The organism is Actinoplanes sp. SE50/110 (assembly GCF_900119315.1).
Taxonomy (GTDB): Bacteria; Actinomycetota; Actinomycetes; order Mycobacteriales; family Micromonosporaceae; genus Actinoplanes.
The window spans coordinates 5,084,851-5,110,800 of record NZ_LT827010.1 but is presented as its reverse complement, the minus strand read 5'-3'; the positions used below and the strand labels follow the sequence as shown (position 1 = coordinate 5,110,800).

General features: G+C 72.7%; 26 protein-coding genes. 12 read left to right on the top strand and 14 right to left on the bottom strand.

Annotation, left to right across the window (positions count from 1 at the left end):
- Nucleotides 1–114 precede the first annotated feature (114 nt).
- A complete protein-coding gene (locus ACSP50_RS22925) occupies nt 115–549 on the top strand; it encodes an SPW repeat protein (protein WP_043511991.1) in 435 nt (144 codons plus the stop codon).
- Nucleotides 550–791: 242 nt separating this feature from the next.
- Here the strand turns inward: ACSP50_RS22925 and ACSP50_RS22920 are convergent, their stop codons facing one another.
- Nucleotides 792–1,046 (bottom strand): CDGSH iron-sulfur domain-containing protein, encoded by a 255-nt coding sequence (locus ACSP50_RS22920; protein ID WP_014691658.1) that lies wholly within the window; start codon nt 1,044–1,046, stop codon nt 792–794.
- Nucleotides 1,047–1,097: 51 nt separating this feature from the next.
- Between ACSP50_RS22920 and ACSP50_RS22915 the strand changes: the two genes are divergently transcribed.
- Nucleotides 1,098–2,057 carry an iron-containing redox enzyme family protein gene (locus ACSP50_RS22915; RefSeq protein ID WP_014691657.1) on the top strand — a complete coding sequence of 320 codons (960 nt, stop codon included), beginning with the start codon at nt 1,098–1,100 and terminating at the stop codon, nt 2,055–2,057.
- Nucleotides 2,058–2,116: 59 nt separating this feature from the next.
- Here the strand turns inward: ACSP50_RS22915 and ACSP50_RS22910 are convergent, their stop codons facing one another.
- From ACSP50_RS22910 to ACSP50_RS43490, 5 genes are read right to left on the bottom strand one after another with little or no spacing between them, the layout of a single operon-like run.
- Nucleotides 2,117–3,202, bottom strand: coding sequence for a glutamate--cysteine ligase (locus ACSP50_RS22910; RefSeq protein ID WP_014691656.1), 1,086 nt, complete (start codon nt 3,200–3,202; stop codon nt 2,117–2,119).
- Complete coding sequence (locus ACSP50_RS22905) at nt 3,196–4,119, bottom strand: class I SAM-dependent methyltransferase (protein WP_014691655.1); 924 nt, start codon at nt 4,117–4,119, stop codon at nt 3,196–3,198. Before ACSP50_RS22905 ends, ACSP50_RS22910 begins: the two co-directional genes overlap by 7 nt.
- Complete coding sequence (locus ACSP50_RS22900) at nt 4,116–4,901, bottom strand: SDR family oxidoreductase (protein ID WP_014691654.1); 786 nt, start codon at nt 4,899–4,901, stop codon at nt 4,116–4,118. The genes ACSP50_RS22905 and ACSP50_RS22900 overlap by 4 nt, the downstream gene beginning before the upstream one ends.
- A complete protein-coding gene (locus ACSP50_RS22895) occupies nt 4,898–5,923 on the bottom strand; it encodes a DJ-1/PfpI family protein (RefSeq protein WP_172898789.1) in 1,026 nt (341 codons plus the stop codon). The genes ACSP50_RS22900 and ACSP50_RS22895 overlap by 4 nt, the downstream gene beginning before the upstream one ends.
- Nucleotides 5,923–6,147: a helix-turn-helix domain-containing protein gene (locus tag ACSP50_RS43490; protein WP_014691652.1), complete on the bottom strand. Its 225-nt coding sequence runs from the start codon at nt 6,145–6,147 to the stop codon at nt 5,923–5,925. Before ACSP50_RS43490 ends, ACSP50_RS22895 begins: the two co-directional genes overlap by 1 nt.
- Before the next feature lie 139 nt (nt 6,148–6,286).
- On the opposite strand from ACSP50_RS43490, the gene ACSP50_RS22885 reads away from it, so the two are divergent.
- Entirely contained in the window at nt 6,287–6,739 is a 453-nt protein-coding gene (locus ACSP50_RS22885) for a DUF4383 domain-containing protein (protein WP_014691651.1), read from the top strand.
- Between the two features lie 154 nt (nt 6,740–6,893).
- A complete protein-coding gene (gene glgX, locus ACSP50_RS22880; protein WP_014691650.1) occupies nt 6,894–9,011 on the top strand; it encodes a glycogen debranching protein GlgX in 2,118 nt (705 codons plus the stop codon).
- A 61-nt stretch (nt 9,012–9,072) separates the two neighbouring features.
- Here the strand turns inward: glgX and ACSP50_RS22875 are convergent, their stop codons facing one another.
- Both ACSP50_RS22875 and ACSP50_RS22870 read right to left on the bottom strand, forming a co-directional pair.
- The gene (locus tag ACSP50_RS22875) at nt 9,073–9,330 is read right to left on the bottom strand and encodes a hypothetical protein (protein ID WP_014691649.1); all 258 of its coding nucleotides are present in this window, start codon (nt 9,328–9,330) and stop codon (nt 9,073–9,075) included.
- 5 nt (nt 9,331–9,335) lie between these two features.
- Entirely contained in the window at nt 9,336–11,597 is a 2,262-nt protein-coding gene (locus ACSP50_RS22870; protein WP_014691648.1) for a bifunctional diguanylate cyclase/phosphodiesterase, read from the bottom strand.
- A 168-nt stretch (nt 11,598–11,765) separates the two neighbouring features.
- Between ACSP50_RS22870 and ACSP50_RS22865 the strand changes: the two genes are divergently transcribed.
- Together ACSP50_RS22865 and ACSP50_RS22860 are read left to right on the top strand one after the other, a co-directional pair.
- Nucleotides 11,766–13,685, top strand: coding sequence for a helix-turn-helix domain-containing protein (locus tag ACSP50_RS22865; RefSeq protein ID WP_014691647.1), 1,920 nt, complete (start codon nt 11,766–11,768; stop codon nt 13,683–13,685).
- A gap of 102 nt (nt 13,686–13,787) precedes the next feature.
- Complete coding sequence (locus ACSP50_RS22860; protein WP_014691646.1) at nt 13,788–15,170, top strand: MFS transporter; 1,383 nt, start codon at nt 13,788–13,790, stop codon at nt 15,168–15,170.
- A gap of 135 nt (nt 15,171–15,305) precedes the next feature.
- Here ACSP50_RS22860 and ACSP50_RS44115 read toward each other — a convergent pair whose 3' ends face one another.
- A complete protein-coding gene (locus ACSP50_RS44115; RefSeq protein ID WP_231956692.1) occupies nt 15,306–15,647 on the bottom strand; it encodes a hypothetical protein in 342 nt (113 codons plus the stop codon).
- Between ACSP50_RS44115 and ACSP50_RS22855 the strand changes: the two genes are divergently transcribed.
- Both ACSP50_RS22855 and ACSP50_RS22850 read left to right on the top strand, forming a co-directional pair.
- Complete coding sequence (locus ACSP50_RS22855; RefSeq protein WP_231957049.1) at nt 15,559–16,215, top strand: MFS transporter; 657 nt, start codon at nt 15,559–15,561, stop codon at nt 16,213–16,215. The two genes, ACSP50_RS44115 and ACSP50_RS22855, sit on opposite strands and share 89 nt — an antisense overlap.
- A 190-nt stretch (nt 16,216–16,405) precedes the next feature.
- Complete coding sequence (locus ACSP50_RS22850) at nt 16,406–17,491, top strand: alpha/beta fold hydrolase (RefSeq protein WP_197688079.1); 1,086 nt, start codon at nt 16,406–16,408, stop codon at nt 17,489–17,491.
- 48 nt (nt 17,492–17,539) lie between these two features.
- Here the strand turns inward: ACSP50_RS22850 and ACSP50_RS22845 are convergent, their stop codons facing one another.
- From ACSP50_RS22845 to ACSP50_RS22830, 4 genes are all read right to left on the bottom strand, one after another.
- Complete coding sequence (locus ACSP50_RS22845) at nt 17,540–17,770, bottom strand: hypothetical protein (protein ID WP_014691643.1); 231 nt, start codon at nt 17,768–17,770, stop codon at nt 17,540–17,542.
- Between the two features lie 105 nt (nt 17,771–17,875).
- On the bottom strand, nt 17,876–18,694 hold the full coding sequence (locus ACSP50_RS22840; protein WP_014691642.1) for a hypothetical protein: 819 nt from the start codon (nt 18,692–18,694) through the stop codon (nt 17,876–17,878).
- Nucleotides 18,695–18,722: 28 nt separating this feature from the next.
- Complete coding sequence (locus tag ACSP50_RS22835) at nt 18,723–20,648, bottom strand: acyl-CoA dehydrogenase family protein (protein WP_014691641.1); 1,926 nt, start codon at nt 20,646–20,648, stop codon at nt 18,723–18,725.
- A gap of 102 nt (nt 20,649–20,750) precedes the next feature.
- On the bottom strand, nt 20,751–21,545 hold the full coding sequence (locus tag ACSP50_RS22830) for a hypothetical protein (protein WP_085945588.1): 795 nt from the start codon (nt 21,543–21,545) through the stop codon (nt 20,751–20,753).
- Nucleotides 21,546–21,705: 160 nt separating this feature from the next.
- On the opposite strand from ACSP50_RS22830, the gene ACSP50_RS22825 reads away from it, so the two are divergent.
- On the top strand, nt 21,706–22,656 hold the full coding sequence (locus tag ACSP50_RS22825) for a GNAT family N-acetyltransferase (protein ID WP_172898787.1): 951 nt from the start codon (nt 21,706–21,708) through the stop codon (nt 22,654–22,656).
- Nucleotides 22,657–22,665: 9 nt separating this feature from the next.
- Nucleotides 22,666–23,097: a hypothetical protein gene (locus ACSP50_RS22820; protein WP_014691638.1), complete on the top strand. Its 432-nt coding sequence runs from the start codon at nt 22,666–22,668 to the stop codon at nt 23,095–23,097.
- A gap of 125 nt (nt 23,098–23,222) precedes the next feature.
- Here the strand turns inward: ACSP50_RS22820 and ACSP50_RS22815 are convergent, their stop codons facing one another.
- On the bottom strand, nt 23,223–24,122 hold the full coding sequence (locus ACSP50_RS22815; RefSeq protein ID WP_014691637.1) for a LysR family transcriptional regulator: 900 nt from the start codon (nt 24,120–24,122) through the stop codon (nt 23,223–23,225).
- A 115-nt stretch (nt 24,123–24,237) separates the two neighbouring features.
- Here ACSP50_RS22815 and ACSP50_RS22810 point away from each other — a divergent pair, with 115 nt between their 5' ends.
- Complete coding sequence (locus ACSP50_RS22810) at nt 24,238–25,107, top strand: NAD(P)H-binding protein (RefSeq protein ID WP_014691636.1); 870 nt, start codon at nt 24,238–24,240, stop codon at nt 25,105–25,107.
- A gap of 42 nt (nt 25,108–25,149) precedes the next feature.
- Complete coding sequence (locus tag ACSP50_RS22805; RefSeq protein ID WP_014691635.1) at nt 25,150–25,896, top strand: Sir2 family NAD-dependent protein deacetylase; 747 nt, start codon at nt 25,150–25,152, stop codon at nt 25,894–25,896.
- Nucleotides 25,897–25,950 lie beyond the last annotated feature (54 nt).

The window sequence follows — 25,950 nt, the reverse complement described above, 5'->3', positions numbered from 1 at the left end:
ACGCCACGCGGCCGAGATCGCTCACCCGGCCGCGGCCCGCCGGACGCCGGGCCGCGGCCTCCGCGTCCGGCGAAACGGCCTGGCGGGCCGGTGGGGCGTGGGATCCTCGACCCCATGCATCTGAGCCCACCCCTGCGGCACTGGCATCCGGCCCGCGACAGCAAACGGTTGATCTCCGAGTTCCTGCACACCCCCAGCGAGCTGATGGTGCTGGCCGGGGTCTGGCTGACCGCCGCGCCGCTGCTTTTCGACCATCAGGCGGCGGTGGTGGCGTACGCCGGTTGGAGTGATGTCCTGTCGGGCCTTGCCCTGGTCGTCCTGGCCTATGTGCGCGCCGTGGATCCGTTCGGCACCGACTGGGTCAATGCGGTGACCGGGCTGGTCGCGGTCTGGGTGATGGTCTCGCCGTTCGTGCGGGGGTACACCGGTTCGACGACGGCGACCTGGAACGATCTGATCACCGGCGCCGTGGTGATCGGGTTGAGTGCCGCGAGCTGGCACTTCCGGCGCAGCGAAGCCCGTCGTCAGGGGATGGAGCCGCCGGAATGAAGCGCCGTGTCGCGGGTGACCGCGCCGGATGGCTGACAGCGTTCACGAGTTCATCACCGCGCACACCGGCGAGCTGGTCCGGGAGCTGACCGACTGGCAACGCCGGCAGCGGCCCGGCCGACCTGCTCGCCGGTCGGCTCGGTGCCCCGTTGCTGTTCTTCGGTACCGGGCTGCCCGAGGACCGCTGGCACGACAGCGACGAGCGGGTCGCGGTCAGCATGCTGACCGGGGGAGCGGCCGCCCTAGCGCCCTTCTGGAGCCGGCTGGCCGCCCTGGGTCAGCAGCGCCGGCGGGTCGTTGTCGCGTCCGGTTCCGGCCCGGAACCGGAACGTCTTGTGGGTGCCGTCGCAGAACGGCTTGTCCGCCGACTTGCCGCACCGGCACAGCGCGATCGTGGCGCGCGCCGGGTCGATCACGTCGCCGTCCGGGGTGCGCAGCTCGAAGTCGCCGCGCACGATCAGCGGGCCGTCCTCGTACGGGGTGATGGTCGATGTCATGGCGTGCGTGATCCCCGTTTCGGCCCGCCGCAAACGGGAATTCGAGCGCCCATGAAACTGCCGTCCCCACGCGGATCCCTGTCCAGCGCCCTGATCGACACCCTCGGCGGCGTCACCCGGGACCTGACCGCCGAACCGGACAGCGACGAGGACCTGCAGCTGTCGCTGTTCGTCTGCTACGAGCTCGCCTACCGCGGCTGGGACGGCGTCGACGACGCCTGGGAGCACGACCCGGACCTGCTCCGGCTGCGCACCGATCTGGAGAGCCGCTACGCGGACACCCTGCACGCCCTGGTCGGCGCCCCGGAACCGGCCGACCCGTCGACGGTTCCGGCGCAGCTGGCGGCGATCGTCGCGGCCGACGACGGCCCGTCGCTCTCCGGCTATCTGCGCGGCCGGGCCACCCGCGAGCAGTTCCGCGAGTTCGTCGTGCACCGCTCGATCTACCACCTGCGGGAGGCGGACCCGCACAGCTGGGCGATCCCGCGGCTGGGCGGCCGGGCCAAGGCGGCGCTGATCGAGATCCAGCTCGACGAGTACGGCGGCGGCGTCACCGGCCGGATGCACCAGGAGCTGTTCAAGCAGACGATGAGCTGGTTCGGCCTGGACCTGGGCTACCACGCCTACCTGGACGCGGTGCCGGCCGCGACGCTCGCGGTGAACAATCTGATGTCGTATTTCGGCCTGCACCGGGCCCGCCGCGGCGCGGTCCTCGGCCACCTGGCCGCCTACGAGATGACCTCGTCGCTGCCGAACCGGTCGTACGGCAACGGCCTGCGCCGGCTGGGCGGCGACCCGGCCGCGACCGCCTTCTACGACGAGCACGTGGAAGCGGACGCGGTGCACGAGCAGATCGCCGCCCACGACATGTGCGGCACGTTCGCCCTGGCCGAGCCGGAGCTGGCCGGGCAGGTGCTGTGGGGCGCCCGCTGCGCGCTGGCCGTCGACAACCTCTGGGCCACCGCGGTGCTCGACGCCTGGGCGGCGGGCCACACCTCGCTGCGCGAGTGAACTCCCACAGCTCGACGACGACCCTCAGGGCGAGGGCCGCGGCAGCCTGACCCGGCCGGTCAGGCCGTCGCCGGACGGTCTCCGGGCGACACGCTGAACGCCCGCAGCATCGCCGGGATCGTCGTGCCCGGTGCCGCGAGCAGACGCCGTTGCCGGTCCGCCCCGGTCCCCTCACGCCGGATCCGGTCCAGCCCGGCGACGACCGCGTCGAGATCCCCCGCCTTGCGCAGGGCCGGCGCGATCCGGTCCACCATCTCGCCCACCAGGTCCCACGCCGGGCGCGCCCGCCCGGTGCGCAGACAGAGCAGCGTGCCTCCCATCCCGCTGCGCGCCGCGTTCCCGTGCGCCGCGGTCAGCAGCAGATCGCTGACCATCGGCCCCTCGGTGGACGTCTCCACCAGCCCGCGGACCAGCATGGCGAGCAGCACCGCGTCGGCCGGTGCCGGGCCCACGTCCGCCACCCGCACCTCGACCGTCGGAAACGTCCGGGACGGCCGTGCCCACCACAGCTCCATGCTGGCGTCCATCATCTCGCCGGCCGCGACCAGCGCCGCCACCGTCTCCTCGACCTCCGCTACCGACCCCGCGTGCGGCCACGGGCCGAGTGCCGGCCAGCGCCGCAACTGGACGCTGCGCCAGCTGGCGTACCCGGTGTCGGCTCCCTCACAGAGCGGCGAGTTCGCCGACAGGGCCTGGATCAGCGGCAGGTCGGGGCGCAGTCGGTTGCACACCTCGACGGCGTGCTCCGGATCGTCGACGCCGACGTGCACGTGGCAGCCGCACAGCGCCGGGTCCCGGGCGACCGGGCCGTAGAAGTCGGTGATCGCCCGGAACCGCGGGTCGTCGTCCGGTTCCCGGTCCGGCTCGGCGACCGGGCTGGCGCCGACCGCGACCAGCAGGACCCCCGCGGTGGCGGCCGCCGCGCCGGCCGCGCCCCGGTTCTGGGCCAGTTGCCGGGCCAGGTCGTCGGCCTCGACGCAGACGTCCGAGACCATCTCCAGCATGCTGGGCCGGAATTCGCGGCGGCTGCGCCGACGCAGCGACTCCGGCAGCGCGGCCACCACCCGACCGGCCACCGGCAGGTTGACCCCGGTGGCCGGGTCGAGCAGGAGGAACTCCTCCTCGACCCCGACCGTCCTCACCATGGGCGGGTGGCGGTCAGCAGCACCACCGCGATCCGTTCGGCGTGCGCGTAGGCCGGGCCGTCCAGCTCCTCGCCGTACACGTCCGGATCGACCTCCCGGTACGTCCAGGTCAGGTCGGTTCCGGACAGCCGTTCGGCGGCGGCGGTGTGCAGCGGGTCCCGGCCGCCGACGATCCCGGTGCCGCTGAACAGCACCAGCGCGCCGCCCGGGGCGAGCCGTTTGGCGGCCGCGTCGACGATCCGCAGGCTCAGGTCGTTGCCGTCGGCGCCACCACCGTCGCGGTAGGTGCGCCCGGCCGGGTCGACCATGAACGGCGGGTTCGACACGATCAGGTCGAGGTCGCCGTCGACGTGGTCGAGCAGGTCGCTGCGCCGCGGCGTGACCCCGGGGGTGCCGGCGAGGCGGGCGTTGATCTGCGCGTACCGCAGCGCCGTGTCGTTGATGTCGACCGCCAGGACCTCGGCCCCGGGCGCCCGCTTCGCGATCGTGATCGCGCCCGCGCCGGTGCCGCAACCGATGTCCACCGCCCTGGCCACCGGTTCCGCCCGGCTTTCCAGGTGGGCGGCGACGGCGTCCGCCATGCGGTAGGTGTCCGGGCCGAAGAACACCGAGTCCGCCGCGTCGGTCGGAAAGGCGGAGTGCAGGAACAGATCGCCGTCGTACGTCGAGAACCGCACCCGGCTGCGCAGCAGTTCCCCATCCGCCTCGACGGCGTCGGCCGCCCGCAGCAGCTCCAGCAGGCCGGCCGGCAGCACCGCGGGCCGGAACGGCCGGCTCCAGCCGAACACGTCCCGCAGGTCGTGCGCCTCCGCGTTGGCCGGCCGCGCGTTGACCCGCGCGTGGGTGGCCGGCGTGACCGTGGTGAACTCGTAGCCGGCCGCTTTCAGCGCCTGCCCGAGTTCCAGCAGTGCGGTCACGATCCGGAGCCCGGCTCGGCCATCCGCCGGTGCATCTCGGCCTTGGCGCTGTCCGGCATCACCTTGCTGGCCACCGCCTGCGCCCGGGTCTTCAGCGAGCCGGCGTTCACCTTCTCCCGACCCTCCAGCAGCGCCCGGATGCCCTGTTCGGCGACCTGTGCCGGGTCGTCCTTCGGGCTGGATCCGACCCGGGTGTCGTCCATCTCGGCCCGGTGGAAGAAGTTTGTCTCGGTCGGCCCGGGCATCAGCGCGGTGACCGTCACCCCGGTGTCCTTGAGTTCGGCGCGCACCGCCTCGGCGAACGACTGCACGAACGACTTCGACGCGTTGTACACCGCCTGGTAGGTGCCCGGCATCATGGACGCGATCGACGAGGTGAACAGCACCCGGCCGGAGCCGCGGGCGACCATCCCGGGCAGTGCCAGTTTGGCCAGGTGCACGGTGGAGGTGACGTTCACGTCGATCACGTTCAGCTCATCGGCCAGCTCGGTGCCGCCGACGAACTCTCCGCCGATGCCCCGGCCGGCGTTGAGGGCCAGCACCTCGACGTCCCGGCCGGTCGCCTCGACCGCCGCCCACGCCTGCGCCACGCCGGCCCGGTCGGCAAGGTCGGCGCGGACCGCGGTGACCTGGTTACGCCCGTCCCGGCGCAGGTCGGCCGCGGCCTCCTCGATGCCCTCATCCTCGGCGATGATCAGCAGGTCGTAGCCGTGTTCGGCGAGTTGCCGGGCCAGTTCGTAGCCGATTCCACTGGACGCTCCGGTCACCACTGCGAAAGTCATGCGGCCCGGATGCCCTGCGTCGCCCGCTTTATGCGCCATCGACCGGCCGCAATCGCGATCACGACGGTGACCAGCGCGAACGTGAGCAGGATGAGCCGCCACGGGCGGCCGGAGGCGGGCAGGTCGGGCACCGGGTATTCGATGTACTTGGCGGCCGTGACGGCGGTCGCCCGGCCGTCGGTGCGGGCGATGTCGCGCAGGACCGGGTCGAACGCCGAGTCGCCGGGCCGGGCCGCGGTCCGCGGCAGGAAGGTGGGGGCGCCGGTCAGCGTCGTCGCGGTCACGCCCGGCACGATCAGCCGGTCCAGGTGGGGCGCGTCGCCGATCGGGGTGGCGACCAGCCGCAGGCCGTGTGCGGTGGTGACGATGCGGTGGTCGCCGACCGGGACGACGCGGGCGGTGAAGCCGACGCCGCCGTACAGCTCGGCCGCCGCGGCGGTGTCTGTTTCGGGCACGCCGTCGGTGAGGCCCAGGCCGTAGGTGGGCTGGAACCAGGGCAGCACCGCGTGCAGGCCGTACGGGTAGTCGGCGAGCGAGAGGTGGCGTCCGGGAACCGGGGCGTCCGGGTAGTGGAGGCGGGCGGTGATCCGGGCAGCCTCGGCGGGACCGGCGTACCGGTCGACCAGGTGCAGGGCGCCGAGGATGCCGGAGCTGACGCCGGCCGTGGTCAGCACGCTGCCGTCCTCGACCCAGCGGGTGCCGGCGAGCCAGGTGGTGGCCGGGTGGTCGTGGCGCAGGCCGGGCAGGTCGGCCCAGAAGGATGTGGCCCGGCGGCCGTCGAGGAGGCCGGTCGCGGCCAGGACCTTGGCGCCGGAGCAGACGCTCATGACCAGACCACCACGACGGTGTACGCGGTTCACCAGCTCCCGCAGGGGGGCCTCCGCCGCCGCGGCGGGATCGGTGAACGCCGGGACGACCACGATCTGTGGCTCCGGAGCCGTGGCCACGGCGTAGTCCGGGATCGCGATGAGGCCGCCGGAGAGGGCGACCAGAGCGAGCACGATCCGCAGCAGGCGCCGCATCATGCCACCGCCGCCCGGAACGCCCGCGGCGACACCCCGTACCGATGGGTGAAAAGCCGCCGAAAATGCCGCGGATCCGCATATCCGCAGTCCCGCGCCACCTGCTCCACCGCCCGGTCCGTGGTGGCCAGCGGCAGCTCGGCGTGCCCCATCCGTAGATCCTGTTGGTACTGCAGCGGTGTCACCCCGGTCGCCGCCACGAAGGCACCGGTCAGGGTCCGCACCGAGACGTGCGCCAGGCGGGCGTCCGCCAGGGGCAGGAGCGCTCCCCGAGGTTGCGGGCGGTAGCGACGGAGTTCGATCGGCGGGTTTACCGGGATCCGCGTCGGGCATGCGGGCCGTCCCCTTCCGGAAGGATCTCCCATGGTCACCCACCGCAGCGGCGCCGGCGATGCCCTGGCGGCCCGCAGTCCGCTTCGTACCGCGGCCCTCGTCGTCTCCGTCGTCTTTCTGCTCGTCGGCGTGCTCGGCTTCGTCCCGGGCGTCACCACCGACTACGGCGACATGACGTTCGCCGGGCACCACTCGGACGCGCACCTGCTCGGCGTCTTCCAGGTGTCGGTCCTGCACAACATCGTCCACCTGCTGTTCGGGCTGGCCGGTCTGGCGCTGGCCCGCACCGTCCCCGGCGCGCGCCGGTTCCTGATCGGCGGCGGCGCGATCTACCTGGTCCTCTGGGTGTACGGGCTGGTCGTCGGCGACGACGCCGCGGCCAACGTCGTGCCGCTCAACAACGCCGACGACTGGCTGCACCTCGGCCTCGGGGTCGGCATGATCGCTCTCGGCCTGCTGCTGTCCCGCCGCGCCGAGCGCTGACCGGGCTGCCCGGGACCCCGCGGGGTCCCGGGCTCGCATTTCCCTCGTTTCGGACATATCGCACCGGGTATCTCCCCTCTCCGCAGCGCCGGGCGCTGCATCGGGGGAGTGGTCCGGGCGTCCAGGCGGCGTCCGGCGTCGACGGGGGCGTCACGTGGTGCAAGAGATCTGGCCGGGCAACAGCTATCCGCTGGGCGCCTCCTACGACGGGACGGGCACCAACTTCGCGGTGTTCAGTGAGGTCGCCGACGGGGTGGAGCTCTGCCTGTTCGACGACGCCGGCACCGAGACACGGCACCGGCTGTGCTCGGTGGACGGCTTCGTCTGGCACGGGTACCTGCCCGGCGTCGCCGCCGGCACGCGGTACGGATACCGGGTGCACGGCCCGTACGACCCGGCCGCGGGGCTGCGCTGCAACCCGGCGAAGCTGCTGCTCGACCCGTACGCCAAGGCCATCGACTCGGACATCGACTGGGACGAGTCACTGTTCGGATACCGCTTCGACGATCCCGAGGCGCGCAACGACCTCGACAGCGGCCGGCACATGATGAAGGCGGTGGTGGTCAACCCGTACTTCGACTGGCGCAACGACCGGCCGCCGCGCATCCCGTACCACCAGACGGTGATCTACGAGGCGCACGTCAAGGGACTCACCCGGCTGCATCCGGGGGTACCCGAACACCTGCGCGGCACCTACGCCGGGCTCGGCCACCCGGCGGTGATCGAACACCTGACCCGGCTGGGCGTCACCGCGGTCGAGCTGATGCCGGTGCACCAGTTCGTGCAGGACCACCACCTGGCCGAGCGGGGCCTGAGCAACTACTGGGGCTACAACAGCATCGGCTTCTTCGCTCCGCACAACGCGTACGCCGCCTGGGGCCAGCGCGGCGAGCAGGTCCAGGAGTTCCGGGCGATGGTGCGCGAGCTGCACGCGGCCGGCATCGAGGTGATCCTCGACGTGGTCTACAACCACACCGCCGAGGGCAACCACATGGGCCCGACGCTGAGCTTCCGCGGCCTGGACAACGGCGCCTACTACCGGCTCGTCGACGACGATCCGCGCTATTACATGGACACCACGGGCACCGGCAACAGCCTGCTGATGCGCAACCCGCACACGCTGCAGCTGATCATGGACTCGCTGCGGTACTGGGTGACCGAGATGCACGTCGACGGCTTCCGCTTCGACCTGGCCGCCACGCTGGCCCGGCAGTTCCACGAGGTCGACAAACTGTCGGCGTTCTTCGACCTGATCCAGCAGGACCCGGTCGTCTCCCAGGTGAAGCTGATCGCCGAACCCTGGGACATCGGCGACGGCGGCTACCAGGTGGGCAACTTCCCACCTGCCTGGACCGAATGGAACGGCAAGTTCCGGGACACGGTCCGCGACTTCTGGCGCGGCGAACCGGCCACCCTGGCGGACTTCACCTCCCGGCTGACCGGGTCGGCCGACCTGTACCAGGACGACGGCCGCCGGCCGGTCGCGTCGATCAACTTCATCACCGCGCACGACGGGTTCACGCTGCACGACCTGGTGTCGTACAACGACAAGCACAACGAGGCCAACGGCGAGGACAACAACGACGGCGAGAGCCACAACCGGTCCTGGAACTGCGGCGTCGAAGGACCGGCCGACGACCCGGACGTGGTGGCCCTGCGGGCACGCCAGCAGCGCAACCTGCTGGTCACCCTGATGCTGTCGCAGGGGGTGCCGATGCTGCTGGCCGGCGACGAGTTCGGCCGCACCCAGGGCGGCAACAACAACGCCTACTGCCAGGACAACGAGATCTCCTGGGTCGACTGGTCGCTGGCCGAGTCGAACGCGTCCCTGCTGACCTTCACCCGCCGGCTGATCATGCTGCAACGCCGGCACCCGGTCTTCCGCCGCCGCCGGTTCCTGCGCGGCGCCCCGGTGCACGAGGCCGGCGAGGCGCTGCCGGACATCGCCTGGTTCACCCCCGACGGTACCGAGATGGCCGACGAGCACTGGGAGGCCGGCCACGCCCGGACCGTCACGGTGTTCCTCAACGGCGACGCGATCACCGAGCAGGGCCGGCGCGGCGAACGGATCGTGGACGACTCGTTCCTGCTGATGTTCAACGCCCACCACGAACCGCTGCGCTTCACCGCCCCCGACCCCGGGTTCGGCAAGGAGTGGGCCGTCGAGGTCGACACCGCCGACCCGGCCGCGGACCACGACGAGACGCTGACGGCCGCCGAGGGCGTCGACCTGCCCGGCCGCAGCATCAAGGTCCTGCGCCGCCGCGTCTGAGCCCCGGGCCGGGACCCGTGGCCGCGCGGGGACAGCGCCCCGATGAGCTCAAGCGTCTCGATCACGGTCGCCGGCTCTGCCACCCGCCCACCGGATCCCGCGGCCGGTGATCGTGCGGCGCGGCCTCCTGCTCGGCGGTGAACCGGGCGCCGGTCCAGCACTGGACGATCAGGTCGTAGGCGACCGGGTCGCGATAAGCGTCCAGGGTGTCGGCGACGCGTACGTCACAGCCGTGGTCGTGCAGGAGATCCAGGAACGAGTCGGTGGTGGCGGCCGGCTCGTGGCCCGCCCAGCCGCCCCGGACGATCAGCGTGCGCACACCGCTCAGCCTACGGCCGCCAGCAGGGACGCGTCGATGTCGGCGGCCGGCGCCGGCCGGGCGAAGTGGAAGCCCTGCGCGTAGCGGTAGCCGAGGTCGAGCAGCCGGTCGGCCTGCTCCTGCGTCTCCACGCCCTCGGCCACCGCGCCCAGCCCGAGGGTGGTCGCGATGCCGCTCAGCGACGCGGCGATCGCCTCCTGCTGCGGGCTGCCGTTGAGCTCGTCGATGAACGACTTGTCGACCTTGAGGGTGGTCACCGGGCAGGTGCGCAGCAGGGTCAGCGACGAGTGCCCGGTGCCGAAGTCGTCCAGGGCGATGCCGACGCCCAGGCCGCGCAGCGCGGTGACGGTGTGCAGGGCCGGGCCGCCGGCGAACACCGCGGTCTCGGTGATCTCGCAGGTGACCTGGTCCGGAGCGAGGCCGTGCCGGTCGAGCACGGCGGCGACCAGGGCCGGCAGTTCCGGGTCCAGCAGCTGGCGGGCGGAGACGTTGACGCTGATCCGCGGTGCGGCGGCGCCGTACCGGCGCTGCCAGACGGCCGCGTCGGCGCAGGCCGTGTCGAGGATCCAGGCGCCGAGTTCGACGATCATGCCGGTCTGCTCGGCGACCGGGATGAACTCGGCCGGCGACACCGGCTTGCCGCCGTCCGGGTGCCAGCGGACCAGCGCCTCGACCGCCCGCAGGGTGCCCAGCGGCAACTCCACGATCGGCTGGTAGACCAGCCGGAACTCGCCGCGTTCCAGGCCGCGACGCAGCGCGGCGGCCAGGTCGGCGTGGTGCTGGGCGGAGGCGTCCAGGTCGGGCGTGTGGTGCTGGTGCCGGTTGGCGCCGACCCGCTGCGCGGCCTGCAGGGCGAGCTCGGCCCGGCGCAGCAGGTCGGGGACGGCGGCACCGCGGCCGCCGGCCGACCCGACGGTCACCGTGACCAGCAGGTCGTGCAGCGGCGCCTGGAAGGCGTGCAGCAGCGCGGTGGCCAGGTCGTCGCCGTCCGCGAGCGGGTGGCCGGCCGGCAGCAGCACCCCGAACTCGTCGCCGAGCAGCCGGGCGACCAGCGCCGTACCGCCCACGGTCAGGGTGATCCGCTCGGCGGCCTGCCGCAGGATCGCGTCGCCGGTGGCGTCACCGAGCCGGTCGTTGAGGGCGGCGAAGGCGTCCAGGTCGCAGACCGCGACGGTGGTGTCGCCGGTGCGCCCCTGCAGGGCGTCGACGAACGCCCGGCGGTTCGGCAGTCCGGTGAGGTCGTCGAGCCTGGCCTGGTCGGCCAGCCGGACGGCGAGCACACTGTTGTCGCGCAGCGCCGCGTGCTGACGGACGAGGACCAGCACGATCAGCACCACCGCGCCGGCGGCCAGCCCGGCCGGCAGGTAGCCGGTGCGCAGCGTCACCGCGAGCAGCATGATCACGGTGGCGCCGACCGCAACGTACGGGACCCGGCTGATCCCGGCGCGGCGGGCGACCTCGCCCGGCGCCTCCCAGGTGTCGGGGGTGTCGGAGCACGTCAGGTTGGCCCGGGTCTGTGCCGCGGCGGACAGGGTGATCAGCACGCCCAGCGGCAGCACCGCGGCGACCGTGCTGTTCAGGTGCGGCCAGGACCGGAACGCGGCGGCGAGCACCAGCGAGACCGGCCCGAGCAGGCCGGCCGGGGTGAGGAACCAGAGTGCCGCCCGGGGCACCGCGCCGGCGCCGGTCAGCCCGGCTTTGACGATGGCCAGCACCGCGGCGCTGGCCACCGCGGCCACGATCACCCGCAGCGTGGTGGCCAGCGGCCCGTCCGGCACCGGGGACGGCAGAACGATCAGGCCCTGCACCACGATCATCCCGGCGGCGGCCGAGACGATCGCGATGTCCAGCCAGACGGCGACCGACGCGCGCCGGCTACGGACCGGGCCGGGCAGCCGGACCAGGGCGACCACGGCGAGACACACCGCGGCGGAGTACAGCGCCCCGGTCAGCGGACCCATCGCGATCACCTGCCCGGGGTGCTGCACCGCGTCGCGGGTCTGGCTGATGACAGCCAGCCCGAGCAGGGTGAACGCGATCGACAGCCGGCGCCAGAAGAGGCGGCACGCCCCGACCCCGGTGGCCGCGGCGAGCAGCGCGGCGACGACCTGGGTGGCCACCGAGGCGACCCCGATCGGCCACAGCCCCCAGACCGGCACCGGCATGCAGACCCCGGCGACCCCGAACACCACACCGGCGAGCAACCACAGCCCCGCGGCGGCGACGAGCAGCCGCGCCGCGCGGGTGGAGCGGGACTTCAGGCGCATCGGGCGTGCCGTTCTTCTCGCAGGGCGGGTCCGGAAGTCACCATCGGCCTCGCCCGGGGTGGCGTGAGGAAAACTCCGACCGATGTGTCGGACCTCCACCCGCGGCGCTCGCGGCATGGGAAGAACACCCATGTGACAGGTCACCACCCGGGCCATAGGGTGGCGCACATGTCGCGGGGACTTGCATATCTGGATCTGCTCGCCCGCGAGGCCGCCCTCGTCGAGTTCGAGCGGCCGCTGATCGCCGCCCGGGCCGCCGGTGCCCCCGCCGCCGAGCTCGACGACCTGGAGCAGGCGAAACTGCTCGCGCTGCGGGTGCGGGCACTGCTCGAACGCCGCCGCCGGCGCGAGGAGGAGCTGTCCGCGCTGTACGACACGGCCGGCGACCTGGCCGGGCTGCGCGACGTCGACGCGGTGTTGCGGGCCATCGTGCACCGGGCCCGCACCCTGCTGAACGTCGACGTGTCCTACATGACGCTCAACGACCAAGAGCGCGGCGACACGTACATGCGGATCACCGACGGGTCGGTCGCCGCCAGCTTCCAGAACCTCCGGCTGCCGCCCGGCGCCGGCCTGGGCGGGCTGGTCGCGCTGACCGGCACCCCGTACGCGACGGCGAACTACCCGACCGACGCCCGGTTCGCGCACACCACCGACATCGACATGGGGGTCGGCGACGAGGGCCTGGTCGCCATCCTCGGCGTGCCGATGCGGCTGGGCTCCACGGTGATCGGCGTGCTGTTCGCCGCCAACCGGGCGGAGCGGCCGTTCGCCCGCGAGGAGGTCGCGCTGCTGCTCTCGCTGGCCGCGCACGCCTCGGTGGCGCTGGACACCGCCCGGCTGCTCAGCGAGACGCAGACCGCGTTGGCCGAACTGTCCGCGGCCAACGCCACCATCCAGGCGCACAGCGCGTCGGTGGAACGGGCGGCCGCCGCGCACGACCGGATGACCGCCCTGGTGCTGCGCGGCGGCGGGGTCGACGACGTGGCCGCCGACCTGGTCGACGTACTCAGCGGCGCGCTGCTGGTGATCGACGCGCACGGCCGCACGCTGGCCACCGCGCGCACCCGGGGGGTCGCGGCGACCCTGCCCGAGCCGGACGGGAGCACGGTGGACGAGGCGGTGGCGGCGTCGCGCGGGGAGGGCCGCAGCGTACGCCGCCATGATCTGGTCATCGCGGCGGTCGTGGCCGGCGCCGACAACCTGGGCGCCCTGGTCTTCCGCCCCGACCCGGGCCCGCTCGCCGCCGCCGACCAGCGGATCCTGGAACGCGCCGCGCAGGTCACCGCGCTGCTGCTGCTGTTTCGCCGGACCGTCGCGGAGGCCGAGGCGCAGGTCCGCGGCGACCTGCTGGACGACCTGATCAGCCGGCCGGTGCGCGACCCGGACGCGGTGCGCGACCGAGCCGGACGGCTCGGGCTCGACGTCGACGCGCCGTACGTGGTGGTGGTGGCCGGCGAGGACACCGGCGACGGGCTGCGGCAGCGCGCGGTCTCCTGGGCGCGCACCTTCGCCGCGGGGCGGCGCGGGCTCGCGATGAGCCGTGACGCCCGGGTGACGCTGATGCTGCCGGGGGAGGATCCGGCCGGCACCGCCCGGCAGGTGGCCCGCGAGCTGAGCCGGGCGCTGGGGCGGCCGGTCACCGCGGGCGGGGCCGGCCCGGTCCGCGGCGCCACGGCGGTGGCGCCCGCGTACCGCGAGGCCGATCAATGCCTGAGCGCGCTGATCACCCTCGGCCGGTCCGGGACCGGCGCGGGCACCGAGGAGCTGGGGTACGTCGGTCTGCTACTCGGCGAGCGCCGCGACGTGACCGGCTTCGTGCACACGGTGCTCGGCCCCGTCGTCGAGTACGACGAGCGCCGCGGCACCGCGCTGACCACCACGCTGGAGGTCTACTTCGACTGCGGTGGCGGGCTGGCCCGGGCGGCCGACGCGCTGCACGTGCACGTCAACACGGTCACGCAGCGGCTGGACCGGGTGGCGCAGCTGCTCGGCGACGACTGGCAGCATCCCCGCCGCGTACTCGATCTGCAATTGGCTCTTCGTCTGCATCGCCTGCGCGCGCCGCTGGCGGTCGACCACACCTAGCCGCAGGTGGATGTGTGGATCGCTGCCATGGGCTCGGTGACGTGCGAGGACGTAGCGTCCCGTTACCTACGTCACACACCCTCGCGCTGGGAAAGGATGCACATGTCGACCACCACACGTGCCCCGATCGTCAAGGTCGTCTTCGCTTCGCTGGTCGGCACGGCCGTGGAGTGGTACGACTTCTTCCTCTACGGATCCGCCGCCGCCCTGGTCTTCGGCACCCTGTTCTTCCCCAAATCCGACCCGGTCACCGGCACCCTGCTCGCCTTCGGCACCTACGCCCTGGGCTTCGCGGCCCGCCCGCTCGGCGGGGTCGTCTTCGGACACTTCGGCGACCGGGTCGGCCGCAAGAGGATGCTGATCGTCTCGCTGATGCTGATGGGCGCCGCCACCGTCGCGATCGGTCTGTTGCCCACTTACCCTCGCATCGGCGTCGGCGCCCCGATCCTGCTGCTCATCTGCCGGCTCGCGCAGGGTTTCGCGGTCGGCGGCGAATGGGGCGGCGCGGTGCTGATGGCCGCCGAACACGGCGACGACGCCCGCCGCGGCTTCTGGTCCTCGTGGCCACAGGCCGGTGTGGCGCTCGGCAACCTGCTCGCCACCGGCGTGCTGTGGCTGCTCGCCCTGGTCCAGTCCGACGAGGCCTTCAAGAGCTGGGGCTGGCGCATCCCGTTCCTGCTCAGCGCGGTGCTCGTACTGGTCGGCCTGTGGGTGCGGCTGAGCATCGAGGAGTCCCCGGTCTTCCGGGAGGCGCTCGCCGCCCGGGCGGACCGACCACACCGGCCGCTGCTCGAAGTGGTCCGGAGATACCCGCGGGAGATCCTGCTCGCGATGGGCATGCGGCTCGCCGAGAACATCGGGTACTACCTGGTCACCGTCATCTCGATCACCTACCTGACCACGTTCGCCGGGACCTCCGCGGACAAGGGCAAGATCCTCACCGCGCTGCTGATCGGCTCGGCCGTCCAGTTCGTGCTGGTGCCGCTGCTCGGCGCGCTCTCCGACCGGATCGGGCGCCGCCCGCTCTACCTGGCCGGCGCGATCGGCATGGCGATCTGGTCGTACGTCTTCTTCGGGCTGGTCGGCAGCCGCAGCGAACCGCGGATCGTGCTGGCGATCCTGGTCGGCCTGATCCTGCACAGCCTGATGTACGCCCCGCAGGCCGCCTTCTTCGCCGAGCTGTTCGGCACGTCGGTCCGCTACACCGGCGCGTCCGTCGGCTACCAGCTCGCCTCCATCCTGGCCGGCGCGCTGGCCCCGATCATCGCCCTCACCCTCCTCGGCGACGTGCACCACCCGAACACCACGGCGGTGGCCGTCTACATGACCGTCGCCTCGGTGCTCACCGTGATCGCGGTCCTCGCCGCCAAGGAGACCGCCCGCAGTTCGCTGAGCCACGATCGCGGTTTCGAGGAGGCGCCGGCGCCGGCCTCCCCGGGGGTGCCGGCCGGCAGCACGGTACGGGGGTCCGGCAGCCGGTGGTAGCGTCGCCCAGTGCGTGACCCGGACCTCCGCGGCCTCCTCATCGGATACGCGGTGAGTTCGGCGGGCAGCGGGATCGGCGCCGGGGCACTGCCCGTCGTCGCCATGCTCGTCCTGCACGCGTCACCGCTGCGGGTGTCACTGCTGGCCGGGCTCGCGAGCCTCACCGCGGCGGCGATCATGCTGCCGCTCGGCGCCCGCATCGAGTACCGGCGCAAACGACCCGTCATGATCGGGGCGGACGTGGTCCGGCTCGTCGCGCTCGCCAGCGTGCCGATCGCCGACGCGGCGCACCTGCTCACCTACCCGCAGCTGGTGGCGGTCGGCGTCCTCACGACGGCCGCGACGATCGCCTTCACCGCCGCCACCGGCACGCTCGACGGACTCCGGGATCCGGGCGGGGTGGCGATACATCCTCACCCATCGCGGACTGCGGGCCCTGTTCGGCAACGCGATGCTCTTCGGCGGCCCGGTCGTCATGGCCGGGCCGCTGCTCGCGGTGCTGATCGTCGACGGGCTCGGGCTGCCGCCGCCGGCCTACGGGCTGGCCCTGGGGGTGCCGTGCGTCGGCGGGATCGTCGGATCCCGGCTGGCACCGGTGCTGGTGCGCCGATTCGGGCAGCGGCGGGTGTTGCTCGCCGCCGGGGTGCTGCGCACCCCGTGGATGCTGCTGTATCCGCTCGCGCGGCACGGGACCGCCGGTCTCGCGATCGTCATGGTCGCCGACACGCTGACGCTCACCTGCGCGGGAGTCTTCAATCCGGTGTTCGCCACCTATCGGATGAACGTGACCGCCGACGCGTACATGACGCGGGTACGGACGGCATGGGGGGTCAGCGCCAAGACCGTGCAGCCGCTGTGCGTCCTGGCCGGCGGTGGGCTGGCCGCACTCGTCGGTGTGCGGACCACGCTGTTCCTCGCCGGGCTGGCCTGCCTGGCGAGCGGCGTGCTGCTGCCGTTCCGTTCACTCGCCGACGACGGGGATCACCGGGCCGGCGGCGCCGGTCTCTCGGTCCCGCGGAGGTGTCGTACCCCCGGGGCAGGATGACTTCCCGCCGGGCTCGCCGGCCGGCTGGACGGGTTGCTCAGCAGCGGCGCTGGTCATCCGGGCTGATGTCGGCCCGACCGGGCTCTCCGCCTTCATCGCCTGGCCGGGCACCACGACGAAGGGACCGAAGCAGGGTCCGGAATCAGCCGTTAGCCCACTTCCGGGGCTGAACCCTCCTATCTTTCAGGGCATGAGGATGCACCGGCGACACCCGACGACGGCTGCCGGCCTGATCGCCGCCGCCATCGTCAGTGCCATCGTGTCGGCGCCGACCCGGGCGGCGGCCGCGGACCCGCTGGTGCCGGCCACCGACCGGCAGGTGACGTTCGTCGTCGACGGCACCACGACCTACGGCACCGTGCACGTTCCGGCGCACCATGCCGGGAAACGCCTGCCGGCCGCCCTGCTGCTGCCCGGCAGCGGACCGACGGACCGTAACGGTGACCAGCTGCCGGCTTTCCCCGTGCACACCCTGACCCGGATCGCGGATGTGCTGGACACCCAGGGCGTCATGTCGTTGCGGTTCGACAAGTACGGGACCGGGCAGACCGGTCTGGGCGCCTTCACCGGCCGTCTCGGAGAGCTCGACTACCCGGCGCAGCTCCGCCAGGCCGCGGCCGCGTACGCACTGTTGCACGGTCAGCCGGAGGCGGACCGGCATGCGATGCTGCTGTTCGGTCACAGCGAAGGCGGCCTGTCGGCGCTCCTGCTCGCCGCAACGGTGCGTCCGCGGCCGAGCGGTCTGGCCTTACTGGAGCCGCTGGACCAACGCTTCCTCGACCGGGTACGCGGTCAGCAGTGGTGGAGGATCGACCAGGCTCGCGCCGCCGGCGAGATCACGCCCGAGCAGGCGAGGCAGGACAAGGCCGGGGTCGCTCGCGTCATCTCCCAGTTTCGGGCCGGCCGGCCCGTCGACTTCGGCGGCCTGGATCCCGGCCTGGCCGCTGAACTGAAACTGTTCGTGACCGGGTATGTCGAGCGGTACATGCGGTCCATAGACGCCATCGATCCCGCCCAGGTCGCCGGCGACCTGCCGCACCACCTGCGCACCCTGATCACCTGTGGCACCGACGACGTGAACGTGCCGTGCGAGTCCACCGGTGCCCTGGTCGCCACCCTGCACAAGATCGGCAGCACCGGGCCGGGCCTGGTTACCCTCCCCTCCGTGGATCATGAGCTGCACACCCCGGGCGCTGCCGTGGACGGGCCGCTGGCACCTGCCGCGGTAGCGGCGATCACCACCTTCACCGCCCGGTGGTCGCACCAGGAGTGCTGACCGGCGGGTCGCGTCACGAGCTTGGTGAGCGGGCGCCGCCGGGCGGGCTCAATGCTGCGCGTCGGCCAGCAGCAAGCCGACCAGGATGGCCGCGGCCGCCAGCGCGAGTAGCCCGACGCCGATGGTGACCACCGCCTTGCGCCAGCCGTGCCTCGGCACCTTCAACCCGGCGGCGATCTTCGTCGCCTGCTCGATCTCGCCCAACGGCGTCAGCCCGCTGTGCAGGGTCTGGGGAAGGCCAGCCGTCATCCGGGAGGTGGCTCTACCGTCGAAATCCATCCCGACAGTATGTCCCTCGAAGCCGGCGGCCGCTGGCGAATCGGCGAGACCGCGGCGCCGGCCGGTGCGGCCTCCCGGATCAACCGGTGGCGTCCGCGCCCTGCCCTACAGGCAGCTGAAATAGCGCAGCGTCAGGTCGCTCTTGGTGTGCTGCGGCTCGACCGGGGTGATGCCGTGCGCCGCGAGGACGTCGGTGAGCCGGGCCGCCACCTCGGGCGCCTTGCCGACCGGGCAGCGCGTGGACAGCTCCAAAATCGTGGAGCCGTCCGGGAAGGCCCACCGCTCCGCGCACAGTTGACGGTCGAAACCGGCCGGCTGGAACTTCTGCTTGCGGACCTCGACCGGACCGAGGACGACCAGGTCGCCGAGGGACACCCCGTCCGGCCCGCAGGCCGACAGCAGCCGCCGCTGCGGCTGCGCCAGCAGCTTGGCCAGGGGACGCCCGGCGGCGACGGTGCGGCTGACCACGTCGCGGCCCAGCCGGACCTTGAGCGAGCCGGAGCAGACCCGCCGACCCGGCATCGCGTCGATCTCGACCTCGAGACGGTTGGTGCGGCGCAGCCATTTCGGCAGCGTGTGCGCGCCCATCGGGCGCAGTTTGACCACCGCGTCGTCCGGCCGGCCGCCGAGGTCGCGGATCCGGACGATCAGGCCGTGCCGGTCGAGGGCCAGGTCGGGCGTGTCCAGGAAGTAGACCCGGCGGGTCTGGCCGGCGTGGCGTTCCAGGTCCAGCCTGCGGCAGGCGCGCTCGGTGGCGACCACCTTCAGTTCAACGCGTTCCGCGTCGAGGGCGACCTTGACGGTACGACCGGAGCGGTCCACCGGCGGCGTCCAGAGACCCCACGTGCCGGGCGGGCGGGCATGCTGGCGGCCGGGTGGGCGGAGCCGCCGGGTGTAGGACGCAGACTGTTCCGACTTTCCCACCCCGGCCGACTCCCCGTTCCGCTGCGCGCTATGCCTCCTGAACATTACCTGAGGTCGCGGGCGGGATCCGGCGTCGCACGTCATCGACGGTGGCGGCGCCGGGCTGCCACGGAGCGACCCAGGCCGCGTCCGAGGCCGGGTTGACCACACCCTCCTCCAGGAACGCGTAGCGTCCGTCGAGCACCCGCCGGGCGGCCTTCACGTCCAGCGTGTCGGTGTTGTCCCACAAAGCGGCGAACAGCGCCTCGGCGCGCAGCCGCGCCTGCCGGCAGAAGAGGTCGGCCAATTCCAGCCCGGCCGGCTGCCGGTCCTTTTCCGCGTGGGCCCGCACGCAGGTCGCCGACATCGCGAACAATTCGGCGCCGATGTCCACGATCCGGCCCAGGAAGCCCTGTTTACGCTCCAGTTTCCCCTGCCACCGGGACATTGCGTAGAACGTGGACCGGGCGAGTTTGCGCGATGCCCGCTCCACGTATCTCAGGTGCGCGGCGAGCGGGCCGTAATCCGCGTACTCCATCGGATTCTGCCCCCGGCCGACCGCCAGAGTCGGCAGCCACCGGGCGTAGAACCTGCCGGCGCGCGCCCCGGCGCGGGCCTTGCGGGTCAGGCCGGCGTCCGGGTCGATGATGTCCCCGGCGACCGACAGGTGCGCGTCGACCGCCTCCCGCGCGATCAGCAGGTGCATGATTTCGGTCGAACCCTCGAAGATGCGGTTGATCCGCAGATCACGCAGGATCTGCTCGGCTTCCGCGCCGCGCTCGCCGCGGGCCCGCAGCGAATCGCCCGTCTCGTAACCGCGCCCGCCGCGAATCTGGATGAGCTCGTCGGCGATCTGCCAGGCCATCTCGCTGGCGAACAGTTTGACCAGCGCTGCCTCGATCCGGATGTCGTTGCGCGCGTCGTCGGCGATCAGACAGCAGAGATCCAACATCGATTCCATGGCGTACGTCGTTGCCGCGATGAACGCGATCTTCTTCGCCACCGCCTCGTGGGTGCCGACGGCCCGGCCCCACTGCACCCGGTCCGCGGACCATTCCCGGCTGATCGCCAGCGCCCGTTTCCCGGCGCCGACACACATCGCCGGAAGCGACAGCCGCCCGGTGTTCAGCGTGGTCAGGGCGATCCGCAGTCCCTTGCCGAGGCCGCCGATCACGTTCTCCTCCGGCACGAACACGTCGTGGAACCGGGTGACGCTGTTCTCCAGGCCGCGCAATCCGAGGAACGCGTTGCGGCGTTCGACGGTGATCCCCGGCGCATCGCCCTCCACGACGAAAGCGGTGATGCCCTTCTCCGGCACGCGGGCCATCACCACCAGCAGGGTCGCGACCGTGCCGTTGGTGGCCCACAATTTCACCCCGTTGAGCCGGAAGCCGCCGTCCACCGGGGTGGCGGTGGTGCCCAGCCGGGCCGGGTCGGAGCCGACATCCGGCTCGGTGAGCAGGAACGCCGACACCTCGCCCGCCGCCAGCCGGGGCAGGAACGCCTTCTTCTGCGCGGCCGAGCCGAACAGTTTCAGCGGCTGCGGCACGCCGATCGACTGGTGCGCGGACAGCAGCGCGGCGGTCGCCCCGTTCACCGAACCGACCAGGGTCAGCGCTTTGCAGTAATGCAGGTTGGACAGCCCGAGCCCGCCGTAATCCTTGTCGATCTTCATGCCGAACGCGCCCAGCCGCCCCAATTCCTGGAACACCTCGTCGGGAATGCGCGCGTCCCGTTCGATCTGCCCGCCGTCCATGTCGTGGCGGACGTAGGCGTCGAGTTTACGGAGGAATTCGTCGGCGTCGGGCCGGTCCGGCGCGGCCGGCCACGGATCGATCAGGTCCAGCTGGAAGCGGCCGAGAAACAGTTCCTTACCGAAACTGGGCTTGCGCCACTCGGATTCGCGGGCGGCCTCGGCCACCTGCCGCGCCTGCTTCTCCGAAACCTCTGCCGGTTTCCCATCCGTCGTGGTCATCAGAATCCCACCCCTCCGACGTCGGACGCGCTCAGCCGTCACGCTACGCCGCGGTTATTACCCAGCGGTAGGCCTCGGTAATGATCGACATCAATGGTCGATCTAGTGGTCGCCGGCCCGAATCGCCGCGGCGAACGGCTCCAGCCCGGCGATCAGCTCGTCCAGCTCGTCCGCGTCGAGAACGTCGTACGCCGGTGCCGCCAGCTCGTCGGTGACGATCTCGATCCGGTCCCGGAGCTGACGCCCCGCGTCGGTGAACCCGCCGGCCGCGGTCACCAGGCCACGCTCGCGCAGCCCGTCGACCACCGCGGCGAGCTGCGCGCCGGGCAGGTGGTGGAGCCGGCCGAACTCCCCGGCCCGCATGCCGAGGGTCAGCGCGAGCAGCACGTGCGCCTCGGTGCCGCCGATCCCGTGGGCCAGCAGGGCGGCGTTGTGGCCGTCGCCGCGATGCTCGCGCAGCAGCGTCCCGAGATGCCACAGCCGGGCGACCGGCTCCCGCGGCACGGCGAGCGCCCTGAGCCCGGCGTACAGCGGCCGGCCGGCGACCGGCGCGCTCAACGCCGCCCGCTCGGCCAGCTCGTTGACCCGCGGCAGCGCGGGGGAGTGGGCGAGCTCCCCGATCAGTCCCCGCAGCGCGGCGGCACTGCCCCGTTCCCGCAGGACCAACGCCTCCTCCGGGCTGACCTTCCCCCACACCCACGGAATGTGCCGCGCCACCTCGCCCTCGGCGAAGTTGTAGAAGACGGCGTGCACCACCTCGGCCGGCGCCCGCCCCAGCGGCGCGGCCCGGCCGGCGAAGTAGCCGTCCCAGTAGTTGCGCATGCCGACGGCCAGGAACTCCTCGTTCGGGATCGCCGAGAAGGTCACCGTCCCGATCGGCTCGACGAGCTCGGACATGCGGCGGATCATGCTCAACGGGTGTGGCATCGGTCAGCTCTCCTACGGTCCCGGCGGTGCCGTCCGGCCCGCCTCTCGCCCCCGCTACGAATGCTCCGCCCCGCATCCGACAACCGCCGGCCACTTCTTTGTCCGACCACCCCCGGGTAGCCTGCGGTCGATGGCCGGATCTGATCGTCCAGGGCGGGAAACGCAACCGCTGACGCTGCGGGTGATGACGCCGGAGTCGTTCCGGCGGCGCCGCGCCGAAATGGTCATGCGGTATGCCGTGGCGGGCGGCGAAGCAGCGGAGGCGGCCGCCGCCCGCCAGATCGACGCGGCGCTCCCGGGCGGTCCGGACACCCCCGGGGAGTTGCTGCGGTCAGCCTGGTCCGGGCCGCACGAGGTCGGCTGGATCTGGGCCTCGATGCCGGGCCGGGTGGTGCCGGACCTGGCCTGGATCGACGAACTGGTCGTCGACGAGGGCTTCCGCCGGCGCGGATTCGGCGAGGCGATCATGCGGGCGACGGAGGCCGCGCTGGCGGCCGGCGGCGCCACCCGGGCCGCCCTGAACGTCTTCGGCGGCAACGACGGCGCCCGGCGGCTGTACGAGCGGCTCGGCTACACGGTCACCCTCCAGGAGCTCACCGCCGTCCCGTACGCGTCGCCGCCCGGCCCGGTCACGCTCGTCCCACTGGCCGGCCCGGCCGCCCGGATCGAGGCGTCCGTCGCCGCGACAGCGGCGGAGTTCGGCCTCGGCCCGGTCCAGGCCCGGGAGCGGGTCATGGCCCGGCAGACACCGGCGACGGTCAACGCCGCGGTGGTGGCCGGCGGGCGGGCGGTCGGCTGGGTCTCGTACAGTCCGCGACACTTCTCCCGGCCCCGGTCCGGCGGCATCTACCGGCTCGACATCGACCCGCCGTACCGATCCGTCGGCTACGGGACGGCCGCCGTCCGGGCCGTCCTGACGGAACTCGCCGGCCTGCCCGGGGTCCTGACGAGCGTGCCGCGGCCCGCCGTCTGGCTGCACCGGCTCGGATTCCGGCTGTCGGCCCAGCACATGGCCCACGAGCTGCCGACGGGCGGAAAGCGGCGACGCCGGGCCGGGTCGGCGGGTGAATCGTGCACATAGGGTGTCGGCATGTCGCTGAGCCAGATCATCCTCTCGTGCGGACGGGCGATTCAGCTCACCGAGCTGCGGATGTCTTCCACCTACGCAACGATGCTGGAGGGCTATCCGTGCCGGCCCGTCAACGACATGAGAGTGAGCGGCCTCCGGCAACAGGCCGAACGTGCGTTTCCCGCCACGCCGGTCCACCTGGTTCCACCCTCCCGCGACTACCCGGATCAGGCAGCCGGCGCCTTCGGCCCCGTCGAGGTGTTGCCTTCCGTGGCCTGTCTCGGCGCGTTCCGCTCGACGGCGATCGCCGCCGAGCTCGACCCCGCGCTGCACCGGTCCGCCCTCATCGTGGTCTGGTTCCAGGCCGTCCCGGATGTCCCGTCCGGAGAGGACGCCGACCCTGCGCTTCGCGGCATCCGCTGGGCGGAGGTGGCTGAGGACTACGAGCTCTAGGCCGCAGTCGTCGGGGTGAGTGACCGCTGGCGAGGCCTGTGGCGCGAAGGTGAACCCCGAACATCTGCGCCGCCGTGGTGTCGCCGCCATCGACGCGTGGCTCTGAGCGACCCACGAAGAACGGTCTAATAGCGGTCCCGGCGGACCACGTGGGCGGCGACCAGGTCGAGGAAGGCGCGCAGGGCCGGGGTCGCAGTGGGGTTGCCGAGGCTGGCCGCGGCCAGGGTCCAGGGCGCGGCCGGTGGGTCCAGGTCGATCGCGGCGACCCGGCGGCCGACCTCGGCGGCCAGCGGCGGCACCAGGGCGACGCCGATGCCGGCCTCGACGTACCCCGGAATGGTCGTTATGTCGCTGACCTCGACGGCGATCGTGCGGGCGATGCCGGCCCGGCGGAAGTCGTGGTCGGTGCGGATGCGGTTGCAGAAGCCGGGTGGCAGGTCGATGAACGGCTCGTCGGCGAGCCCGGCCGGGGTGACCGTGCCCGCCCCGGCCAGCGGGTGCCCGGCCGGGACGAGGACCCGCGGCTGGAAGGTGGCGATCGGGTCGAGCTGCAGGTCGGGGACGCTCGCCGTCTGCACGCCGACGAACGCGACGTCGAGGTCGCGGGCGCGGACCGCGGCGAGCAGCCCGTCGGTGCCGCCGGCGGCCATGCTCAGGCTCAGCCGCACGCCGGGATGCCGGGTGCGGAAGTCGCTGACCAGGGCCGGCAGGTCGATGGCGGTCAGGCCGGACAGGGTGCCGACGCGCAGGCTGCCGGTCAGCCCCGCGCGCAGGCCGGTAACCGTGGCGCGGGCCTGGTCGAGGGCGTCGAGCGCCCGCCGGGCCTCGGGCAGCAGCGCCTTGCCGGCCGCGGTGAGGGCGACGCGGGTGGTGCTGCGGTCGAACAGGGGCGCGCCGAGATGACGTTCGAGCGCGCGGACGCTGGCCGAGACCGTCGACTGGACGGCGTGGGTGCGCTGGGCGGCCCGGGTGAAGTTGAGTTCCTCGGCGACGGCCACGAAGTATTCCAGTTGGCGCTGTTCCACCCGGCCAGAGTAATCGCCTTTGGCGATGGAACGAATCGGAACTGTTCGTTGGTGGCGAACGCTGAGGCGCGGCAGGCTGTGGGGCGAGACATCGGATCGACTGAGGAGCTCCACCATGAAGGTCTTCCTGACCGGCGCCACCGGGCACATCGGCTCGGCGGTCCTGCCCGCCCTGCTCGCCGCCGGCCACACCGTCACCGCGCTGGTCCGTTCGCCGGAGAAGGCCGCCCCCGGCGCCGAGGTGGTCGTCGGTGAGATTCAGGACCACGAGGGGGTACGTCGTTGGGCGGCCGCCGCGGACGCCGTGATCGCCACCGCGTCGCCGGGTGACGCGTCGAGCAGCACGGTGGAGACGGCGTTCGCCGAGGCGGTCCTCGACGGTCTGCGGCCCGGCGCCACGTTCCTGCGCACCGGCGGCGTCTGGGTGCACGGCTCGGCGCCGGACATCACCGAGGACACCCCGCGCAACGCGCCGGACCTGGTCGCCTGGCGGGAGAAGCTCGACTCCCGGGTGCTGGCCGCGCCCGGCATCCGGTCGATCCTGATCGAGCCGGGTCTGGTCTACGGCAACCACGCCGGCATCCCGAACGTGGTGTTCGCCGGTGAGCGCGCCGGCGACCCGCCCGCGCTGCGCCTGGTCGGCCCCGGCACCCAGCACTGGACCAGCATCCACGTCGACGACCTGGCCGAGCTGTACGTGGCGGCCCTCGACCGGGCGGCGAGCGGCTCGGTGTATCTCGGCGTCAGCGGTGACAACCCGACGGTCCGTGAGCTGGGCGAGGCCGCGTCCCGGCGGCTGGGCCTCGACGGCCGGGTGGTCGCCGAGGAGCCGGCCGCGCTGGTCGAGCGGCTCGGCGGATTCGGCGCGGCGCTGCTGCTGGACCAGCAGGCCACCGGTGCGAAAGCGCGTCGCGAGCTGGGCTGGAAGCCGTCGCGCCGGACCCTGCTCGAGGAGATCGCGGCCGGCGGGTACGACCCGGCGTAATCGGCTCGCCGGCCTGCCGCCACCCGCCTACCATCGACGACCATGATCGGGAACTGGGTCGACGGCGTGGAACGGGTGGCGGTGCTCACCGGTGCGGGGATCTCGACGGATTCCGGGATCCCCGACTACCGGGGGCCGGCCGGCGTCTGGACCCTCGATCCGGCGCTGGAGAAGGCGTTCACCTACCGGTCGTTCCTGGCCGATCCGGCCGCCCGGGCCGCGTTCTGGCGGGCCTACCGCGGGCACCCGGCCTGGCGGGCCCGGCCGAACGTGGCACACCGCGCGCTCGCCGGCCTGGAACGCTGCGGTGTCGCGGTGCGCGTGCTCACCCAGAACATCGACGGCCTGCAGCAGCGTGCCGGATCCAGCCCGCGCAAGGTGCTCGAGCTGCACGGCAGCATGCACGAGGTGGTCTGTACCGGCTGCGGCGTGCGCACCCCGAGCGGGCCGACGATGGCCCGGGTGGAGGCCGGTGACACCGATCCGCGGTGCACCGCCTGCGGGGCGGTGCTGAAACTGGCGATCGTGTTCTTCGGCGAACACCTCGACCCGGACACCACCGGGCTCGCCGAGCGGATCGCCGCGAACGCCCAGCTGATGCTGGTCGTGGGCAGTTCGCTGCGGGTCGAGCCGGTCGCCTCGCTGTGCGCGGTCGCCGCCAACGCCGGCCACCGGGTGGTGATCGTCAACCGCGATCCGACCCCGTACGACGACCTGGCCGTCGAGGTCATCCGCGAACCGATCGGCACCGCCCTGCCGGAGATCTGCGCCGCCCTCCGCGGGGCCTAGGATCTCCCGATGCCGGGCTCGCTCGCCGGATACGAGATCGCCCGGGTTCCGTTC

Coding starts and splice junctions, on each gene's coding strand:
- ACSP50_RS22925 (WP_043511991.1), top strand. CDS start 115: ATGCATCTGAGCCCACCCCTGCGGCACTGGCATCCGGCCCGCGACAGC.
- ACSP50_RS22920 (WP_014691658.1), bottom strand. CDS start 1,046: ATGACATCGACCATCACCCCGTACGAGGACGGCCCGCTGATCGTGCGC.
- ACSP50_RS22915 (WP_014691657.1), top strand. CDS start 1,098: ATGAAACTGCCGTCCCCACGCGGATCCCTGTCCAGCGCCCTGATCGAC.
- ACSP50_RS22910 (WP_014691656.1), bottom strand. CDS start 3,202: ATGGTGAGGACGGTCGGGGTCGAGGAGGAGTTCCTCCTGCTCGACCCG.
- ACSP50_RS22900 (WP_014691654.1), bottom strand. CDS start 4,901: ATGACTTTCGCAGTGGTGACCGGAGCGTCCAGTGGAATCGGCTACGAA.
- ACSP50_RS22895 (WP_172898789.1), bottom strand. CDS start 5,923: ATGCGGCGCCTGCTGCGGATCGTGCTCGCTCTGGTCGCCCTCTCCGGC.
- ACSP50_RS22885 (WP_014691651.1), top strand. CDS start 6,287: ATGGTCACCCACCGCAGCGGCGCCGGCGATGCCCTGGCGGCCCGCAGT.
- ACSP50_RS22870 (WP_014691648.1), bottom strand. CDS start 11,597: ATGCGCCTGAAGTCCCGCTCCACCCGCGCGGCGCGGCTGCTCGTCGCC.
- ACSP50_RS22865 (WP_014691647.1), top strand. CDS start 11,766: ATGTCGCGGGGACTTGCATATCTGGATCTGCTCGCCCGCGAGGCCGCC.
- ACSP50_RS22860 (WP_014691646.1), top strand. CDS start 13,788: ATGTCGACCACCACACGTGCCCCGATCGTCAAGGTCGTCTTCGCTTCG.
- ACSP50_RS44115 (WP_231956692.1), bottom strand. CDS start 15,647: ATGACGACCGGGCCGCCGAAGAGCATCGCGTTGCCGAACAGGGCCCGC.
- ACSP50_RS22850 (WP_197688079.1), top strand. CDS start 16,406: ATGAGGATGCACCGGCGACACCCGACGACGGCTGCCGGCCTGATCGCC.
- ACSP50_RS22845 (WP_014691643.1), bottom strand. CDS start 17,770: ATGGATTTCGACGGTAGAGCCACCTCCCGGATGACGGCTGGCCTTCCC.
- ACSP50_RS22835 (WP_014691641.1), bottom strand. CDS start 20,648: ATGACCACGACGGATGGGAAACCGGCAGAGGTTTCGGAGAAGCAGGCG.
- ACSP50_RS22830 (WP_085945588.1), bottom strand. CDS start 21,545: ATGTCCGAGCTCGTCGAGCCGATCGGGACGGTGACCTTCTCGGCGATC.
- ACSP50_RS22825 (WP_172898787.1), top strand. CDS start 21,706: ATGGCCGGATCTGATCGTCCAGGGCGGGAAACGCAACCGCTGACGCTG.
- ACSP50_RS22820 (WP_014691638.1), top strand. CDS start 22,666: ATGTCGCTGAGCCAGATCATCCTCTCGTGCGGACGGGCGATTCAGCTC.
- ACSP50_RS22810 (WP_014691636.1), top strand. CDS start 24,238: ATGAAGGTCTTCCTGACCGGCGCCACCGGGCACATCGGCTCGGCGGTC.
- ACSP50_RS22805 (WP_014691635.1), top strand. CDS start 25,150: ATGATCGGGAACTGGGTCGACGGCGTGGAACGGGTGGCGGTGCTCACC.